Origin of the sequence: Dechloromonas sp. CZR5 (genome assembly GCF_008711155.1) — a bacterium.
Taxonomy (GTDB): Bacteria; Pseudomonadota; Gammaproteobacteria; order Burkholderiales; family Rhodocyclaceae; genus Azonexus.
In genome coordinates this window covers 644,822-661,977 of record NZ_VUYQ01000001.1, presented here as the reverse complement: position 1 = coordinate 661,977, position 17,156 = coordinate 644,822, and the positions used below count along the sequence as shown (strand labels likewise).

The window sequence follows — 17,156 nt, the reverse complement described above, 5'->3', positions numbered from 1 at the left end:
CACCCGATCGCATTACGCCATGTCTTCCCGCAGGAAGAAATAATGGGGAAGCTGATCGGCCAGCATCTGGCTCAACGCCGTTTCGGACAAACCGCTGATGTCGCGATGAATGCCTTCGGCAATCTCGGTAAAGACATCGACGAAAGCAGCATCAAAATGACTGCCTCGTCCGTCACGAAGGATGCCCAAGGCCGTTTCCAGGCTCAGCGGCGCCTTGTAGGGGCGCTCCGACATCAACGCGTCGAAGACATCGACAATGGCAAAAATCCGCGCGTTCCGCGGGATTTCCTCGCCGCGCAACCCCCGGGGGTAGCCGCTTCCATCGAACTTTTCATGATGGTTGCCGATGACCTCGCCGGCGGCGGCAAGCCAGTGCGAGCCGGCGATGATGTCGAGTCCCAACTCGACATGCCGCTGCATGGCTGAAAACTCCGCATCGTCAAGCTGACCCGGATTGAGCAGGATGGCATCGGGAATACCGATCTTTCCGACATCGTGAAGGAAGGCACCGAGAATCAGGTTGCGTATCTGACCACGATCAAGGCCCAGCCGCTCCGCGAGCGCCACGGCATAGAGCGTGACCCGGTAATTGTGTGCGCCGGTATCCGAATCACGTTTGGCGATGGCGGTGCCCAGCACGGCGGCGGTTTCGACATTACCGCGCAGGATGTCGCGTGATGCACGCACGACACCCCGATTCAACGCAAGAATGACCGGATAGATCGCCAGCACGGTCGTCAGACTGACCAGCACGATGCCACCGAGGAAACGCCACAGCTTGTCGCGTTGTTGTTCGAGTTGCAGGGGGTCCAGCGCGAAAGCCCCTTCCAGCATCCGACCCTGGCCACCGCTTTCATCCGGCAGCCGGATCATGATTCGAATGATCGTCACCCCATCGACGACGAGTTTATCGAAGTGACGCCGGCCATCCGCTTCAAGCGGCGAGGCCTGCGCCAGGAGCGACTGCGACAGGGCAAGCCGGGCCGGATTGTCGATTTGTCGGAGCAGCGCCCCGTGGGCATCGAAGACGCGGATCACTACGTAGTTCCTGCCGACAAAGTCGCGCGTCCGATCCGCTAGCGGCGAGCCATGGGCGGACGCCCCGTCCTGAATTTCGGGAGAGAGACTGCGCAACTGCTGCATGGCCAGCGCAACCAGCCCTTCCTCGAATTTATCGACCTCAACCCAGTAGCCAACGCCCGCCGCCAGGGGCATCACCACAAGCCACACGCCCAGCAGCCTGAGCAACAGGGTCCGTCGAATGCTCCCCAGCGTATGGACTGCATCCATGCCCGCCCCTTGCTTTAGCGGGCAGTTGACTGCCAGCCGCCGCCCAGCGCGAGATAGACCGTAATCAGCGCCTGCCGCCGTTCGAGAAGCGCCTGCACCTCCTGCGTTTCAGCCGAGAGCAATTGCCGCTGGGCATCGAGAACCTCGAGGAAGCTGGTCGTACCCGAACGGAAGCGCAGGTCGGCAAGACGCATTGCCTCCCGCGCCGCCACAACACGGCGCGCCTGAACATCCATCAGTTCGTTGCTGGTCTCGTAGGCGGCCAAGCCGTTGGCCACTTCGCCCAAGGCGTTGTCGATCGTCTTGCGGTAGCCGATCAGGGCCTGCTCCAGTCGTGCCTCGGCGGCTGCCTTGTTGAAATAGATCCGCCCCCCGGCGAACAGGGGCATCAGCAGGTTGGGACCGAGCGAGGCGACACTCGGCGCACGGCCATGGACCACATCGGCCAAACTGGTGCTCACGCCGCCGAACATCGCGGTCAGCGAGAGGTTCGGGAAGAACAGGGCCTTGGCCTCGCCGACGCGGGCGTTGGCTGCCACCAGGCGGGCCTCGGCCTGGCGGATGTCCGGGCGCTGTTCAAGGAGGCGGGACGGCAAGCCGGGCGGAACGAAGCCCGGCAATGCCAGTGCAGGTGGGCCGGAGACCGGCAGGCGGCCGGGATGGCGGCCCAGCAGCAGAGCGATTGCCGTCTCGGTTTCGGCGATCTGTCGCTTCAACGTGGGAATGGCCGCTTCGGTTGCCGCCAGGGCGCTTTCCTGCTGCCGTTCTTCCGCTGCGGAGGCAATGCCGGCAGCCGAGAGACGTTTGATCAGGCCCAGCACATCGCCCTGGTTGCGGGCGCTGCGCTCGGTGATCGCGAGGGTGTCGTGCAAGGCCGCCAGCGTGAAATAAGCGCGGGCAACCTGCGCCACCAGCGAGGCATTCATGCCGTCGCGGGCCGCCTCGTTGGCCACCAGTTCGGCCTGGGCTGCCTCGCTGGCACGCCGGTAGCGTCCCCACAGGTCGATTTCCCATGAGATCCCGGCCCCCCCCATGAAACTGGAGGTAAATTGCTCGCCCGAGCGGTGCACCGTCGGCGACGTATTCAGGCTCAGCGATGCCTGCGGGAACAGCGGCGCCCGGGTGACTCCGGCCAATGCTTCCGCTTCACGCAAACGGGCGGCCGCGAGCAGCGCATCCGGCCCTGCCGCCAGCGCTTCGTCGATCAGCGCCTGCAGTTGCGGGTCGGTAAACACTTCGCGCCAGTTGCTGTCGGCAAACGAGGCCTTGTCGGCAGACTGTTCGCTGGCGGCATACTTTTCCGGCAGGGGAAGTTCCGGGCGCCGGTAATCCGGCCCAACCGCACAACCGGCTGCAAACAGGCCGATCAGGGCAGCGACAAAAGGCAGGCTGCAGGTCATGGCGTCACCTCCGGCGGGTTGGCCACAGGCTTCGAAAAACGTTTGACCAAGCGATCGACGGCGACAAACAGCACCGGCACCATGAAAATCGCCAGGAAGGTGGCGGCGAGCATGCCGGAAAAGACGGTGATGCCCATCGACACCCGGGCGGCCGCCCCCGCGCCGGCCGCGAGGATGAGCGGAACGACGCCGAGGATGAAGGCAAAGGAAGTCATGATGATCGGCCGCAGGCGAAGCTTGGCCGCTTCGATGGCAGCACTGGTGGCATCGAGTCCCTCATCGCGCTTCATCTTGGCGAACTCGACGATCAGGATGGCGTTCTTCGCGGCCAGGCCGATGAGCAGGATCAGGCCGATCTGCGCATAGATGTTGTTGCTCAGGCCGGTCGCCCACAGCCCGATCATGGCGCCGAAGACGCCCAGCGGCACGGCGAAGAGCACCGCGAAGGGCACCGCCCAGCTCTCGTACAGGGCGGCGAGGAAAAGAAACACGAAGAGGATGGCAAGGCCGAAAACGACCGGGGCCTTGCCGGCGGACTCCTTCTCCTGGCGGCTGATACCCGACCATTCGAAGCCGTAGCCGGAGGGCAGCGTGGTTGCCGCCACCTCTTCCATGGCACGGATGGCATCGCCCGAACTGTATCCCGGGCCGGGATTGCCGCCGAGTTCGGCAGTCCGGTACAGGTTGTAGCGCTCCATGACCGACGGCGCACTGATCGGCATCGGCGTGACGAAGGTGGACAGCGGAATCATCTGGTTGTCGCCATTGCGCACATGGAACAGCCCCACCCCCTGGATATCGCTGCGATATTCCGGCTCTGCCTGCATGGTGACCTTGTAGGTGCGGCCAAAACGGCTGAAGTCGTTGATATTCAGCCCGCCGAGGAAGGTTTGCAGGGCATTGGTGATGTCCGACACCGGAACACCCAGCTTCTTGGCCTTTTCGCGGTCGACGGACAGCCGGAAGGCAGGCGTGCGCGGATCGAACTTGGAGTAGATGCTGCCGATTTCCGGACGCTGGCGGGCGACCGCCATGAAATCATCGGCCACCTTGGCCAGATCCTGCGGCGTTCCTCCCGAACGGTCCTGCAACTTGAACGAGAAGCCGCCGGTCGCACCGAGCCCGGGAATGGGCGGCGGGTTGAAGGCGAGCACGACGGCATCGGGCAGCTTGACGCCCTGCATGTAGGTGCCGAGCAGGACAGTCTTCAGCGAATCGCCGGCGCGCTCCGACCAGGGCTTGAGCGTGGTCACGAACAGCGCGCTGTCGGATTGGGGCGCACCGTTCAGGATGTTGTAGCCATTGATGATCAGCCGCTTGTCGACCGCCTCGTAGCCCTTGAGAATGGCATCGACCTTCTCGGTAACGGCTTGTGTCCGGTTCAGCGACGCGGCCGCCGGCAACTGGACGCTGCCCAGGAAATAGCCTTGATCCTCCGCCGGCACGAAGCCGCCGGGCACCCGACTCATCAGGCCGAAGGCCGCGAAGATCAGGATGCCGAGCAGGGCCAGCGACAGCAGGCTGCGCCGGATCATGCCCTGGACCTTGCGACCATAGCCCGCGGTAATGCGATCGAAAACGCGGTTGAATGCCGAGAAGAAACGGCCGGCAAGGCTCTTGCCCTGTTTTTCCTTGTCCTTCGGCTTGAGCATCAGGGCGCACAAAGCGGGTGTCAGCGACAGGGCGACAAAGGCCGAGAGGCCGGTGGATACGGCGACGGTAATGGCGAACTGCTTGTACATCACGCCGGAAATGCCCCCCAGGAAGGCAACCGGAACGAACACCGCCGCGAGAATGAGGGCGATGGCGACAACCGGCCCGGACACTTCTTCCATGGCCCGCAGCGTCGCATCCCGGGCGTTCAGGCCACTGTGCTCCATATGGTGCTCGACCGCCTCGACCACCACGATGGCGTCATCGACGACGATACCGATGGCGAGCACCATGCCGAACAGGGTCAGTGTGTTGATGGTGAAGCCGAGCAGGGTGAAGGCGGCAAAGGTGCCGACCAGCGAAACCGGCACGGCGAGCATCGGGATGACCGTCGCACGCCCGCTCTGCAGAAACAGGAAAACCACCACCAGCACCAGCACCAGGGCTTCGATGAAGGTGTGCTTGACCTCTTCCAGCGAAGCCTTCACGAACACGGTGTTGTCGAGCACCATGTCGTAGCGCATATCAGCCGGGAAGGATGTCGACAGCCGCTTCAGCTCGGCATTGATGAGATCGGCCGTTTCGATGGCGCTGGCATCCGGCGTCAGATTGACCGAGAAAGCGGCAGCCGGCTGGCCGTTCAGGCGCGACTGGAAGACGTAATCCTTGGCACCCAGCTCGACGCGGGCAATATCGCGAAGACGGACGAACGAACCATCCGGTTTGGCCCGCACGATGACTTCCTCGAACTCGCTCACTTCGGCCAGCCGGCCGCGCACCTCGATGCCATACTGGAACTGCTGGGTCTTGGGGGCAGGCATCTGGCCCACCTGCCCGGCCGGCGCCTGGGCGTTCTGCTCCTGGATGGCACGATAGACGTCGTGGGGCGTCACACCCAGACTGGCCATCCGGTCCGGCCTCAGCCAGAGGCGCATGCCGAATTCGGCACCGAACAGGCTGACATTGCCCACGCCCTTGATCCGCTTGATCGCCTCGACGATGTTGATCGTCGCGTAATTCGACAGGAACAGTTCGTCATAGGTGCCGTTGGGCGACACCAGCGCTACGTACATCAGCACGTCCGGCGTCTGCTTCTTGGTGGTGATGCCGGCTGAAATCGCTTCCGACGGCAGGCGGGCATTGGCCTGCGAAGCACGGTTCTGGACCTGCACGGCAGCGATGTCGGCATCGGTTCCCAGGCCAAAGGTGATGTCGAGGTTGTAGCCACCGTTGCCGGCAGAACGCGAGCTCATGTAGAGCATGCCCTCCACGCCGTTCACCTGCTCCTCGATGGGTTGTGCCAGCGCCTGCTCGACAACCTCCGCGCTGGCACCGGGGTAAATGGCGCTGACCCGGATGGTGGGCAGGGTGATTTGCGGGTACTGGGCAATTGGCAGACCGAGGCCGGCGATGATGCCGGCCAGCGTCAGGACGATGGCCGTGACAATCGCGAATACCGGCCTGAAGATGAAAAACCTGGCCATGGCGCCCCCTTACGGCCTGGTTGCGGCGAGCGGCTTGACGACGGTGCCCGGTTGAGCCTTCTGCAACCCATCGACAACGATGATTTCGCCGGCTTTCAGGCCATCCTCGACCAACCATTTTTCTCCAATGCGCGCGCCGGTCTTGATCGGCCGCTGCTCGACCTTGTCGCCGGCGCCAACAACACTGGCGAACCGCTTGCCCAACAGCTCGGTGACGGCCTTCTGCGGTATCAGCAAAGCGTTCTGCGCCACTTCATACACGATGCGTACCCGTGTGTTCATGCCTGGCCGCAACAGCCCCTCGGGATTGGGGAAGACGGCGCGCAGGGTCAGGGTGCCCGTCGCTGCGTCCAGGGCGCGATCGGCAAAATCCAGCGTGCCGCTTTGGGCATAGGTGCTGCCATCGGCAAGCAGCAAGGCGATGGGCGATTTCCCGTCTTTCTTGACCGAAAGGTGACGTCGGGCAAATGCGATGTAATCCACTTCCGGAATGCTGAAATAGGCGACCACCGGGTCAAGAGTGGACACCGTCGCCAGAACCGTTTGCCCGGCACTGGCCAAGCCGCCGACCTCGATTTTCTGCAGGCCGACCTGGCCGGCGATGGGCGAGCGCACATCGGCGTACGAACGGTCGAGCCGGACCTTTTCAAGCGCCGCCCGGCGCGCCTTGACGACGGCGGCATTCTGCTGCTCGGAAGCGACAGCCTGATCGTAGGTCTGGCGCGGGATGGCATTGTCGGGGAGCAGGGGCGCGTAGCGCGTCACATCCTGACGGGCACGGGCAAGAACAGCCTCAGCTTCGGCCAGCTTGGCCTGGGCGTCAATGATGGCTTCGTCGTAGGCGCGGGGGTCGATACTGAACAACAACTCGCCCTCGCGAACTTTCTGGCCCGGCTTGAAATTCTGCCTGACGATCTGCCCCGAGACACGCGGATAGAGATCGACTTCGCGATAAGCCCTGATTTCGGCAACCAGATCAACGGTCAGCGGGGTGGTCTGAGCGACCACGGTTTCGACAACCACCTCGGGAACCCGGGGGGCCGTCGGCTTCGCCTCTTCCTTGCAGGCGGCGAGGCCAAGCAGCGCAGCGACGACGAGGGGGCCTGTACATGCACGCACCTTGAGCGGTCGGGACATGGTCATTAACTCCAACGAGCGTTGATAAGCAAGCTGAATACGAAAATACCACACTGCCGACAATGTCATTCGTACTTTCCTCTTGCGGAAAAACGGATTCGACGGGCAGCGCTGTATTCTTGCGACATGCCATGAATCGAGAAACGAACCGTCAAGGGAGATGGAAACTGTGATTCGGCAGTGGGCCTTACTACTATTTTTCAGCATGGCAGGCTGCACGAACTTCTCTGCCTTGCACAAGGACATGCAGGAGTCGCGCTCGCAACTTGGACGCATCGCGGGCGAGGCACTGTCCGAGTCGTGCCCGGACTGCCCCATCGTTCTGGTTACGCTCGAGAAACCCGATTCGGCGCATGTCCATACCTATCGTGTCTATGAGCGGGCTGGCGCCTTTTCGCTGTTCACCCGGGGTGTTTCACGCTACCTCTTCGCCTTCAACGATCTCAACAACGACTTTCAGTTTCAGGAGAGCGAACCGCATGCCTGGCTTCGCTTGCCGGAGAGCTTTGGTGCCGGCGCCCAGATCGAAAACCTGAAACTGACACTGACGCCCCGAGCCGAGCGGCCATTGCCCGCCTTCGGCAATCTGTTCGACCTGCGCGGCGCAGACTCCGGAAGCATCGATGTCCAACTCGGTACCCCGGCTCACCTCGGCGATCCACGCTTCGACGACGACATCGCGGGAATAGGCCTGTGGCAGCCCTGGCGTTTCATGAAAGAAGGCTATGCCGGGGTGTATTTCCTCGATGAATACGCCCCCGGGAAAACACCGGTCCTGTTCGTGCACGGCATCAACGGCTCGCCTCGCAGCTTTGCCATGCTTGCAGGCAGTCTGGATCGCAGCAGATTTCAGCCCTGGGTGTTGTACTACCCATCGGGATTCGAACTCTCCGCCATGGGAGACGGCATGTTCGGCCTGTTGAGCGAACTCCATCACCGCTATGGCTTCAATGACCTGCACATCGTCGCCCACAGCATGGGAGGGCTGGTCAGCCGAGGCTACCTCAAAACCTGCGCCGGAACGGATACCTGCCGCTACCTGCGATCGTTCATCTCCATTTCCTCGCCATTTGGCGGACATGAAGCGGCGCGTAGCGGCGTGGACTACGCACCGGCCGTCATCCCGGTCTGGCGCAGCATGGTTCCCAGCAGCCGCTTTTTGCGAACATTGTTTGCCGAACCGCCACCGGCCGGGGTAGCGCACCACTTGCTCTTCGGGTACCGCAACAACGCAGTGGTCGGAAGCGGAAGTAGCGACGGCACCGTTTCGCTGAGCAGTCAGTTGCGGCCCGAAGCCCAGAATCAGGCTGCCAGCGTCCGCGGTTTCGATGAGGATCACATGTCCATTCTCGATGCAGTGGAGGTACTTGGATATATCAACCGCCTGCTCGAGGCAAGGTGACGCCGGCTACTGCCTGCCCTGTCCCGAGCAAACCGCACTTGAGTGCAACTTTGCTCCGGGGCTCCGATCACCTTGGCAGGTGATTCCTCTCCGACACGCCGGACTCCCCCCTTCCGGCCGCAAGCCACCTCAGCAGAAGCCTGAAGAGCAGCTCGGGTTCGACCGGCTTGCTGATGAAGTCGTTCATCCCGGCCTCCAGGCAGCGTGCCTTGTCCTCGGAAAAGGCGTTGGCCGTCATGGCCAGGATGGGTAAAGCCAGCCCGGGCTGGCACTTGCGGATTTGCCGCGTGGCCTCCAGGCCGTCCATGCGGGGCATCTGCATGTCCATCAGGATCAGGTCGTAAGGCTTGCCGGTGGCGAGCGAAACAGCCTCCTCACCATCGGCGGCCGTATCGACTTCGAAACCGATTTCGCTGAGGATTTCCTGCGAAATTTCCCGATTGATCGGTTCGTCGTCGACCACCAGTATCCTGGCTCCGGCATAGGTTCCGCCCAGCATTTCACGTACTTGCGACAGGCTGCCGCACGGCAGGTCGACACCCTCCTCGCCGGCCTTGCGCAGCGACACGACAAACCAGAAAACGCTGCCCTCGCCGGGGATGCTATCGACCCCGACCTGCCCGCCCATCAAGGCCGCCAGCTTTCTGGATATAGTCAGCCCGAGGCCGGTTCCACCATATTGACGGGTCGTCGAATTGTCCGCCTGCTCGAAAGCGTTGAACAGCCTGCCCTGCACGTCGGCGGCAATCCCGATCCCGCTGTCCTGCACCTCGACACGCACGGTCACCGTCTGTGCATCTTCATCCAGGGTGCGCAGGCGAATGGCGACGCCGCCCCGCTCGGTGAACTTGATGGCGTTGGAAACGAAGTTCATCACGATCTGCTTGACCCGGGTCGGGTCGCCCAGCACGAGCGCATCGCCGAGCGCCGCGTCGGCAACCAGGTCCAGTCCCTTGGCTTTCGCCTGCAAGGCAAAAATGCTGACGATATGTCTCACGAGTTCGTTAAGGTTGAACGCCACCACCTCCAGGCTCAGCTTCCCGGCCTCGATCTTCGACAAGTCGAGAATGGCGCTGATGATTTCGAGCAAATGCTGGCTGGCGATCCCGACTGCGTTCAGCTTGTTCCGCACGGTCTCGGGCAGGGATTCGCGGCGCAGCAGGTGCACCATGCCGGTAATGGCATTGAGCGGGGTGCGTATTTCATGGCTCATGGTCGCCAGAAAGGCGCTCTTGGTGGTATTTGCATCTTCGGCCAGCTTGCGGGCGGCGGCGAGTTGCTCGTTGGCAGCTGCCAGATCGCGGGTTCGCTGCGCGACCTTTTCGTCGAGATCCTCGCCCCAGCGGCGCAAATCGGACGTTTGCCGTCCGATGGTGTCGAGCAACTGATCAAACAGGGCCCCGAGGCGCCCCAGCTCATTGTCTCCCGGCATGGGACCGACCCGCACCGACAGTTCCCCTTTGTGGACGGCCCGCATGGCCGACTCGAGACGCCCCAGCGGCTCGATGATGCCGTGCGCCAAACGCCAGCTGAGCAAGGTGGCGAGCAACGAAATCACGGCAAGCAACACGACCAGCACCCCGAGCACCTTCCAGCGGAAGTCCACGAACGGCGCTTCCGGAATACCGACGTAGAGCATGCCGATACGCTTTCCCGAGTAATCCAGGATGGAATCGTAGGCCGTCACGGCCCAATGGTTCACGACAAATGCACGGCTCAACCAGGGCTCGCCCCGATCGAGCACCTGTTCCTTGACGGCCTGCGATACCCGCGTCCCTACCGCCCGCTCGCCATCCTGACGTCGCACGGTCGTGGCGATACGCACATCGCCAAGGAACAAGGTTACCGTTTCCGAAATCCCCATGCTGCGCAGTTGGCCGGCCGAGCCGATCTGCGCCAGGTAATCGACGAACCGGGTGTGCCGATTCAGCAGAAAACCACCCACCACCACGAATCGATGCTTGCTCGCGCCCTCGGGCATGGACGCGGCGCCAACAACGAGCAGGCCCCGAGATTCAACAGTGACGGCGCTGGGCGTTGCCAGCGGTGTATCGAACACCTCCAGCCGGGCACGTGCAGGAAGCGCAGCGGACAATCGTTTCAGGGTATCGGCCGATACGGCCTCCAGTCCCGAAATGCGGCCACCTCCGGACAGCGCGTCGCGAACGAGCGGCATCTCGACATAGGATTCGCCGGCCTGGAATCCTTCGCTGGCGCCAACGACCTTGCCTTCGCCATCGAGCACCGCGAGAAAATCGAAACCGATGTTTTCCTGCCGCGACGCGAGCACCTCGTTCAGCGAAATGTCATTGTTCTTGCCTTCCACCAGGCCAAGGATCCTGGGCGAATTGGCGAGAGACGTCAGCGAAGCCAGCGCTTCAGTCTGGATATAGTGCAGATGGTCATGGGTAACTGCGAGGTCGGCCTGCACCTGATTTTGCAGCAAGCGTTCGCCCGAGTAATGGCCAACCAGGATCAGGAAGGCCGCGAGTACCGGCAAGGCCGCCATGGGCAGCAACGCCAGAATCCACAACCGGAGCTTCAGCCCTCTGCCACGGATGACGCGAATCCCGGCCCCCGACCAGTTCATGAACAGATCCTTTTCATTGTTGTTATCGCCCGCTCTTGGAGCAAGCGACATGCTCTCACCGGGCGGCAATGGGCGCAACCAGAATCGCCAAAACAAACAAATACGCAAGCTTCATGGCTGTTGCTCCATTTTGAAACAAATGCTCCATCGAGCAACAATCGACGAACAACGCCGGGGCGAAAGGTCCGCCGAAAACAAAGTGCAACCCACTGAAAAATAGCAATTTTTCATATACACCGGCAGGCGCCGGCGGGTTGGCATGCCCCATGCGCCTTATCTGGCACAAGTCATCGCAGATCCCCAGTCCGCAAGACAAGTCTGCCGGCTTCGAGTTAACCGTTCGCAACTCCCATCCAGAAAACAGGAGACAAACATGATTTATGCAGCCCCCGGTACTGCCGGCGCCAAGATCGCCTACAAGGATCGTTACGAGAACTTCATCGGCGGCAAGTGGGTCGCCCCGGTCAAGGGCCAGTACTTCGACGTGGTCACCCCGGTCAACGGCAAGCCCTACACCAAGGTTGCCCGCTCCTCCGCCGAAGACATCGAGCTGGCCCTGGACGCCGCCCACGCCGCCTTCCCGAAGTGGGGCAAGACCGACGCGACGACCCGTTCGAACATCCTGCTCAAGATCGCCGACCGCATCGAAGCCAACCTGGAATTGCTGGCCTACGCCGAGACCGTTGATAACGGCAAGCCGATCCGCGAAACCCTGAACGCCGACATCCCGCTCGCCGTCGACCACTTCCGCTACTTCGCCGGCTGCCTGCGCGCACAGGAAGGCGGCATCTCGGAAATCGACGAAAACACCATGGCCTATCACATCCACGAGCCGCTCGGTGTCGTCGGCCAGATCATTCCGTGGAACTTCCCGATCCTGATGGCCGCCTGGAAGCTGGCCCCCGCTATCGGCGCCGGTAACTGCGTGGTGCTCAAGCCGGCCGAATCGACCCCGATCTCCATCCTGATCATGATGGAACTGATCGCCGACATCCTCCCGGCCGGCGTGCTCAACGTCGTCAACGGTTTCGGCCGCGAAGCCGGCATGCCGCTCGCCACCTCGAAGCGCATCGCCAAGATCGCCTTCACCGGCTCGACCTCGACCGGCCGCGTCATCGCCCAGGCCGCCGCCAACAACCTGATCCCGGCCACACTGGAACTGGGCGGCAAGTCGCCCAATGTCTTCTTCGCCGACGTCATGGACAAGGATGACGCCTTCCTCGACAAGGCCATCGAAGGCCTGGTGCTGTTCGCCTTCAACCAGGGCGAAGTATGTACCTGCCCGAGCCGCGCGCTGATCCAGGAATCGATCTACGACCGCTTCATGGAGCGTGCGCTGAAACGCGTCGCCGCGATCAAGCAGGGTTCGCCGCTCGACACCGACACCATGATGGGTGCCCAGGCCTCGCAGGAGCAGATGACCAAGATCCAGTCCTACCTGCAACTGGGCAAGGACGAAGGTGCCGAGTGCCTGATCGGTGGCGGCCGCGCCCACCTGGGCGGTGACCTGGAGGACGGCTTCTACATCCAGCCGACCCTGTTCAAGGGCCACAACAAGATGCGCATCTTCCAGGAGGAAATCTTCGGGCCGGTGCTCGCCGTGACGACCTTCAAGGACGAAGCCGAAGCCCTGGCCATCGCCAACGACACCATCTACGGCCTCGGCGCCGGCGTCTGGAGCCGCAACGGCAACGTCGCCTACCGCATGGGTCGCGCCATCCAGGCCGGCCGCGTATGGACCAACTGCTACCACGCCTACCCGGCGCATGCTGCCTTCGGCGGCTACAAGGAATCCGGTATCGGCCGCGAGACCCACAAGGTCATGCTCGACCACTACCAGCAAACGAAGAACCTGCTCGTCTCCTACTCCGAGAACAAGCTGGGCTTCTTCTAAGCAAGCAATCCAGCGCCGCCCGGCTGCCACGCCCTTATCCCGGGGCATGGCGGCGCCTGGACGGCGCCTCAGAGCATCTCCTCCACGGCCCCTTGTTTTGCGGGCAATTCACGGGGCGGGCAACCGCCCCCCTTTTTCGGATTCATTCTGGGGAGAAGAACATGGTTGACCGCGTCATCGCCACCCCGGCCACGCTGGAACTGATCGCCCTCCTGAAACAACAGTACGGACCTGAACTGATGTTCCACCAGTCCGGCGGCTGCTGCGACAACAGCGCCGCCAACTGCTATCTGCCCACCGACCTGACCATCGGCCCCTACGATGTCCATCTGGGCGAAATCGGCGGCGTCCCCTTCTACATCAGCGCCTCGCAATACGAGTACTGGAAGCACACGCAACTGATCATCGACGTGATCGACGGATCAGGCGGCACCTTCTCGCTCGAAGGCAATACCGGCAAGGCTTTCCACACCCGCTCGCGGCTGTTCACCGATGCCGAATGGGCCGAACTGCAGGCGGCCGGTCTCGTTTAATCCAAGGAAACATTCATGAACCAGCAACTGCAAAACGCGCTGCTGCTCGGCCTGGCCGCAGCGGCCGTCCTGATCGCCACGCCCTCGGTCCAGGCCTCGGAAGCCATCGTCAAGAAGGCGCGCTGCGTGGCCTGCCACGCCGTCGACCAGAAGCGCGTCGGGCCGGCCTACAAGGAAGTCGCCGCCAAATACAGGGGCGACGCCAAGGCGCCTGCCCTGCTGTTCGGCAAGGTCCGCGAAGGCGGCAAGGGCAACTGGGGCGAAGTGCCGATGATCCCGCACCCCGCCGACAAGATCGGCGACGACGATCTGAAGGCCGCCATCCAGTGGATTCTCTCGCTGGACTGACGGAAACCCGGCATCCGCTTTCAAGATTCCGGGAGAACAGCCCCCTCGTCCAGCAGAATGGCACCAGCCATTGGATGGGAAACCTCGGAAACCGGGCCACGCGCCCGGTTTTTTTTAGCCGTGCGGACCGGCAAGCACAACGCCCGCTCGCATCGCCTCCCAATGCCCCAGAAGTGCGAAACACCGCGCCATTGCAGGCAAACAACATCCCTCGCCCGATTGATGCAGACATTCTATGACTTTGGTTTTAATCAATGACATACTGACATCGCACCATAAAATGAGAATACTCTGATAGATCGCGCGAAATGATGGCGTATCGCGCCGACAAGGGATGACACGGTGAAGCGCCCCACTTACAAGAAGGATTACCCCGCGCGGGGATTCGATTCACGTTTCCGCCGTTCGTTATGGATCGGCATCTTGTTGATCAATGCAACGTTGCTGCTGTTCGGCATCTGGGTGCTGCGCGACCGGACGATGGCATCGGAAGAACAGGCCAACCGTCAGGCCGAAAATTATGCGCGCATCCTGGAGGGCAGCATTGCCGGCACCTTCCAGAAAATTGACCTCGCGCTGGCGACGGTGGTGGACGAAATCGAAAGCGATGCGCAGGAAGGTACGAACCACGACGACCACCCGCTCGATCTCCTCACCATGTTGGGCAAACATGTCCCGGAAACGCTCGGCCTGCGGGTCAGCGACGCCGATGGCCGGATTTGGCATGTCGCCGCCAGTCCGTCTGCCCCGCTCCCCCGGGTGCCCGTAGACATCAGCGACCGCCCGCATTTCCTGAATCTCAAGTTGGCCGGACCGCATGCCGGGCTGTTCGTCTCGGAGCCGATGCTCGGCAAGATCAGCAACCAGATGATCATCGCCCTGGCCCGCCGCCACAACAAACCGGATGGCTCGTTCGGGGGCATCGTCTACGCCGCCATACCCGTCAGCTATTTCGTCGACCGCTTGTCGCAACTCGACCTCGGGCCGCGCGGCAACTCCGGCCTGTGGACCCGGACCACGCTGATCGCCCGCTATGCCAAGGCCGACCCCAACGGCGCCCGCTCCGGTGCAACCACCCCATCCCAGCGCCTGGGGGAACTGTTGGCATCCGAGGTCGGCGAGGCGAAGTACCGGGCCGTTTCCGGCATTGACGGCATCGAGCGCAACTACCAGTTCAGGAAACTGGGCGACTACCCGATCCACCTCGTGATCGGCCTGGCGCGGGACGACTACATGGAGGAAATGCGCCGCGAACTGCTGACGCCGATGTCCATCGTGCTGGCCCTGATGATCGGTACGCTGCTGCTTGCCTGGGAGTTGAGCCGGAGCCTGGACCGGCAGGCAGGCGCGCAACGCCAGATGTCGCAGCTGAACGGCGCCCTGCGGCAACAGCATCAGGAAACCGAAGCGGCCAAGCAGCGCAGCGAGCTGATCCTCGGCGCAGCCGGTGACGGCATCTGCGGCATTGACCTGGAGGGCCGGATCACCTTCATCAATCCGGCCGCCCGCAGCATGCTCGGCTGGGAAAGCGACGAAGGAATCGGTCTTTCGCTGCATGAGGCCACCCACCATCACCGCCCGGATGGCAGCGCCTATCCACTCGACGAGTGCCCGATACGCACCACGCTGAACGATGGAATACCGCGAACGGTCGATGAGGATGTCTACTGGCGCAAGGACGGCAGCAGTTTCCCGGTCGAATACACGGTGTCCTCATTGCGCGTCGAAGGCAAGACGATCGGTGCGGTCAACGTCTTTCGCGACATTTCGGAACGCCTGCACACGGAAAGGGAACTCGAGGAGCACCGCAACAACCTGGCAGCGCTTGTCGCCGCCCGCACGGCGGCCCTGCTGGAGACCGAAGCCAAGGCCAGCATGATCCTGAACTCCAGCGCCGACGGACTTTATGGCATTGACCCGGAAGGCATCATCCGCTTTGCCAATCCGGCTGCCTGCGCCATTCTCGGCTACGCCGACCCCGAGCAGATGGTCGGCCGCTCAGCCCACGCCTTGCTGCATCACAGTCATCGTGACGGCAGCCATTATTCGCCGGACGATTGCCCGAGCTACCGCTCGCTGCGCACCGGCGCCGAGGTTCGCGTCACCGACGAAGTGTATTGGCGGGCCGACGGCAAGCCCATACCGGTGATCTACGCCACCCACCCGATGACCAAGGACGGCGAAATCGTCGGCGCAGTCACCAGTTTCATCGACGCCAGCCAGCAACAGGCGACGAACGAGGCTCGCGAACGCGCGCTGCGGGCTGCCGAGCAGCTGGCCCGCACGCGCAGCGAATTCATCGCCAACATGAGCCATGAAATCCGCACGCCGCTCAACGGGGTCATGGGCTTTGCCGCCATCGGCATGCGCCATATCGATAACCCCGTGAAAGCCGGGGATGCGTTCGCCAAGATCAATGCATCCGGCAAGCGCTTGCTCGGGGTGATCAACGACATCCTCGACTTTTCCAAGATCGAAGCCGGCAAGATGCAGGTCCACTTGGCCCGTTTCGATATACACACCATCATTCGCCAGAGCGTCGAACTGCTCGAGGATCGCATCCATGCCAAGGGGCTGTCGCTGACCGTCGACCTGGCGAGCGACCTGCCCGCCGCCTGCATGGGGGACGAGATGCGTATCCGCCAGGTACTGCTCAATGTGCTGTCGAACGCCGTCAAATTTACCGAGTCCGGCAGCGTCGCGCTCAGCGTCGGCCAGGAAAACGGACAACTGGTATTCACCACCCTCGATACCGGCATCGGCATGAGCCGGAAACAACTCGCCAACCTGTTCACCCCGTTCTATCAGGCCGACTCGTCGTCCAGCCGGAAATACGGCGGCACCGGGCTGGGCCTGGTCATCAGCCAACGCCTGCTCGAGCTGATGGGCGGCGACATCTCGATCGACAGCACCCTCGGGCAGGGTACTCGCACCATCTTCCGTATTCCGCTGACGCAGTCCGACGACCTCACCTCCGAAAGCCCCCGGCAGCCGGAAAACACCATGACAGCCGACACGCAGGCACTGGTCGGCCTGTCCATCCTGGCCGTGGATGACGAATCGATCAACCGTCTGGTTCTCGAAGAAATCCTCTCGGTAGCCGGCGCCCGGGTAACCCTGGCCGAAGGCGGCCAGGAAGCGGTCGACTGCGTCCGGCAAACCGGCCCCCGGGGCTTTGACCTGATCCTGATGGACCTGCAGATGCCGGGATTGGGCGGCTATGCGGCGACCGAAATCATCCGCCAGCTGGCCCCCGATATCCCGATCATCGCCCAGACCGCCCACGCCTTTGCCGTTGAGCGCGAACGCTGCCTGGCCGCCGGCATGAAAGCCCATCTCGCCAAACCCTTCGACCCCGAGGAACTGATCGACATCGTGCGGCAGGTCGCGGCACGGCCGGCCAGCGCAAACGATGCATAACCAAC

General features: G+C 62.6%; 11 protein-coding genes. 5 read left to right on the top strand and 6 right to left on the bottom strand.

The genetic code is table 11. The annotated features are described in order from the left end of the window. Nucleotides 1-12 precede the first annotated feature (12 nt). From F1002_RS03205 to F1002_RS03190, 4 genes are read right to left on the bottom strand one after another with little or no spacing between them, the layout of a single operon-like run. A complete protein-coding gene (locus tag F1002_RS03205; protein WP_150427574.1) occupies nucleotides 13-1,290 on the bottom strand; it encodes an HD-GYP domain-containing protein in 1,278 nt (425 codons plus the stop codon). A 14-nt stretch (nucleotides 1,291-1,304) separates the two neighbouring features. Then, nucleotides 1,305-2,690, bottom strand: coding sequence for an efflux transporter outer membrane subunit (locus F1002_RS03200; protein WP_150427573.1), 1,386 nt, complete (start codon nucleotides 2,688-2,690; stop codon nucleotides 1,305-1,307). Then, nucleotides 2,687-5,827, bottom strand: coding sequence for an efflux RND transporter permease subunit (locus F1002_RS03195; protein WP_150427572.1), 3,141 nt, complete (start codon nucleotides 5,825-5,827; stop codon nucleotides 2,687-2,689). Before F1002_RS03195 ends, F1002_RS03200 begins: the two co-directional genes overlap by 4 nt. Nucleotides 5,828-5,836: 9 nt before the next feature. Continuing rightward, nucleotides 5,837-6,964 (bottom strand): efflux RND transporter periplasmic adaptor subunit, encoded by a 1,128-nt coding sequence (locus F1002_RS03190; protein ID WP_191090287.1) that lies wholly within the window; start codon nucleotides 6,962-6,964, stop codon nucleotides 5,837-5,839. 205 nt (nucleotides 6,965-7,169) lie between these two features. On the opposite strand from F1002_RS03190, the gene F1002_RS03185 reads away from it, so the two are divergent. After that, nucleotides 7,170-8,366 carry an alpha/beta hydrolase gene (locus F1002_RS03185; protein ID WP_191090286.1) on the top strand — a complete coding sequence of 399 codons (1,197 nt, stop codon included), beginning with the start codon at nucleotides 7,170-7,172 and terminating at the stop codon, nucleotides 8,364-8,366. 67 nt (nucleotides 8,367-8,433) lie between these two features. Here the strand turns inward: F1002_RS03185 and F1002_RS03180 are convergent, their stop codons facing one another. Together F1002_RS03180 and F1002_RS03175 are read right to left on the bottom strand one after the other, a co-directional pair. After that, a complete protein-coding gene (locus F1002_RS03180; protein WP_191090285.1) occupies nucleotides 8,434-10,956 on the bottom strand; it encodes a response regulator in 2,523 nt (840 codons plus the stop codon). A gap of 55 nt (nucleotides 10,957-11,011) precedes the next feature. Next, nucleotides 11,012-11,224 carry a hypothetical protein gene (locus F1002_RS03175; protein ID WP_150427568.1) on the bottom strand — a complete coding sequence of 71 codons (213 nt, stop codon included), beginning with the start codon at nucleotides 11,222-11,224 and terminating at the stop codon, nucleotides 11,012-11,014. Nucleotides 11,225-11,329: 105 nt separating this feature from the next. On the opposite strand from F1002_RS03175, the gene F1002_RS03170 reads away from it, so the two are divergent. From F1002_RS03170 to F1002_RS03155, 4 genes are all read left to right on the top strand, one after another. Then, complete coding sequence (locus F1002_RS03170; protein ID WP_150427567.1) at nucleotides 11,330-12,850, top strand: aldehyde dehydrogenase family protein; 1,521 nt, start codon at nucleotides 11,330-11,332, stop codon at nucleotides 12,848-12,850. A gap of 161 nt (nucleotides 12,851-13,011) precedes the next feature. Further along, on the top strand, nucleotides 13,012-13,383 hold the full coding sequence (locus tag F1002_RS03165) for a DUF779 domain-containing protein (protein ID WP_150427566.1): 372 nt from the start codon (nucleotides 13,012-13,014) through the stop codon (nucleotides 13,381-13,383). 15 nt (nucleotides 13,384-13,398) lie between these two features. After that, nucleotides 13,399-13,731, top strand: a complete 333-nt coding sequence (locus F1002_RS03160) for a c-type cytochrome (RefSeq protein ID WP_150427565.1) — start codon at nucleotides 13,399-13,401, stop codon at nucleotides 13,729-13,731. A 342-nt stretch (nucleotides 13,732-14,073) separates the two neighbouring features. After that, nucleotides 14,074-17,151 (top strand): PAS domain S-box protein, encoded by a 3,078-nt coding sequence (locus F1002_RS03155; RefSeq protein WP_150427564.1) that lies wholly within the window; start codon nucleotides 14,074-14,076, stop codon nucleotides 17,149-17,151. Nucleotides 17,152-17,156 lie beyond the last annotated feature (5 nt).

Coding starts and splice junctions, on each gene's coding strand:
- F1002_RS03205 (WP_150427574.1), bottom strand. CDS start 1,290: ATGGATGCAGTCCATACGCTGGGGAGCATTCGACGGACCCTGTTGCTC.
- F1002_RS03200 (WP_150427573.1), bottom strand. CDS start 2,690: ATGACCTGCAGCCTGCCTTTTGTCGCTGCCCTGATCGGCCTGTTTGCA.
- F1002_RS03195 (WP_150427572.1), bottom strand. CDS start 5,827: ATGGCCAGGTTTTTCATCTTCAGGCCGGTATTCGCGATTGTCACGGCC.
- F1002_RS03190 (WP_191090287.1), bottom strand. CDS start 6,964: ATGTCCCGACCGCTCAAGGTGCGTGCATGTACAGGCCCCCTCGTCGTC.
- F1002_RS03185 (WP_191090286.1), top strand. CDS start 7,170: ATGGCAGGCTGCACGAACTTCTCTGCCTTGCACAAGGACATGCAGGAG.
- F1002_RS03180 (WP_191090285.1), bottom strand. CDS start 10,956: ATGAACTGGTCGGGGGCCGGGATTCGCGTCATCCGTGGCAGAGGGCTG.
- F1002_RS03175 (WP_150427568.1), bottom strand. CDS start 11,224: ATGGGGCATGCCAACCCGCCGGCGCCTGCCGGTGTATATGAAAAATTG.
- F1002_RS03170 (WP_150427567.1), top strand. CDS start 11,330: ATGATTTATGCAGCCCCCGGTACTGCCGGCGCCAAGATCGCCTACAAG.
- F1002_RS03165 (WP_150427566.1), top strand. CDS start 13,012: ATGGTTGACCGCGTCATCGCCACCCCGGCCACGCTGGAACTGATCGCC.
- F1002_RS03160 (WP_150427565.1), top strand. CDS start 13,399: ATGAACCAGCAACTGCAAAACGCGCTGCTGCTCGGCCTGGCCGCAGCG.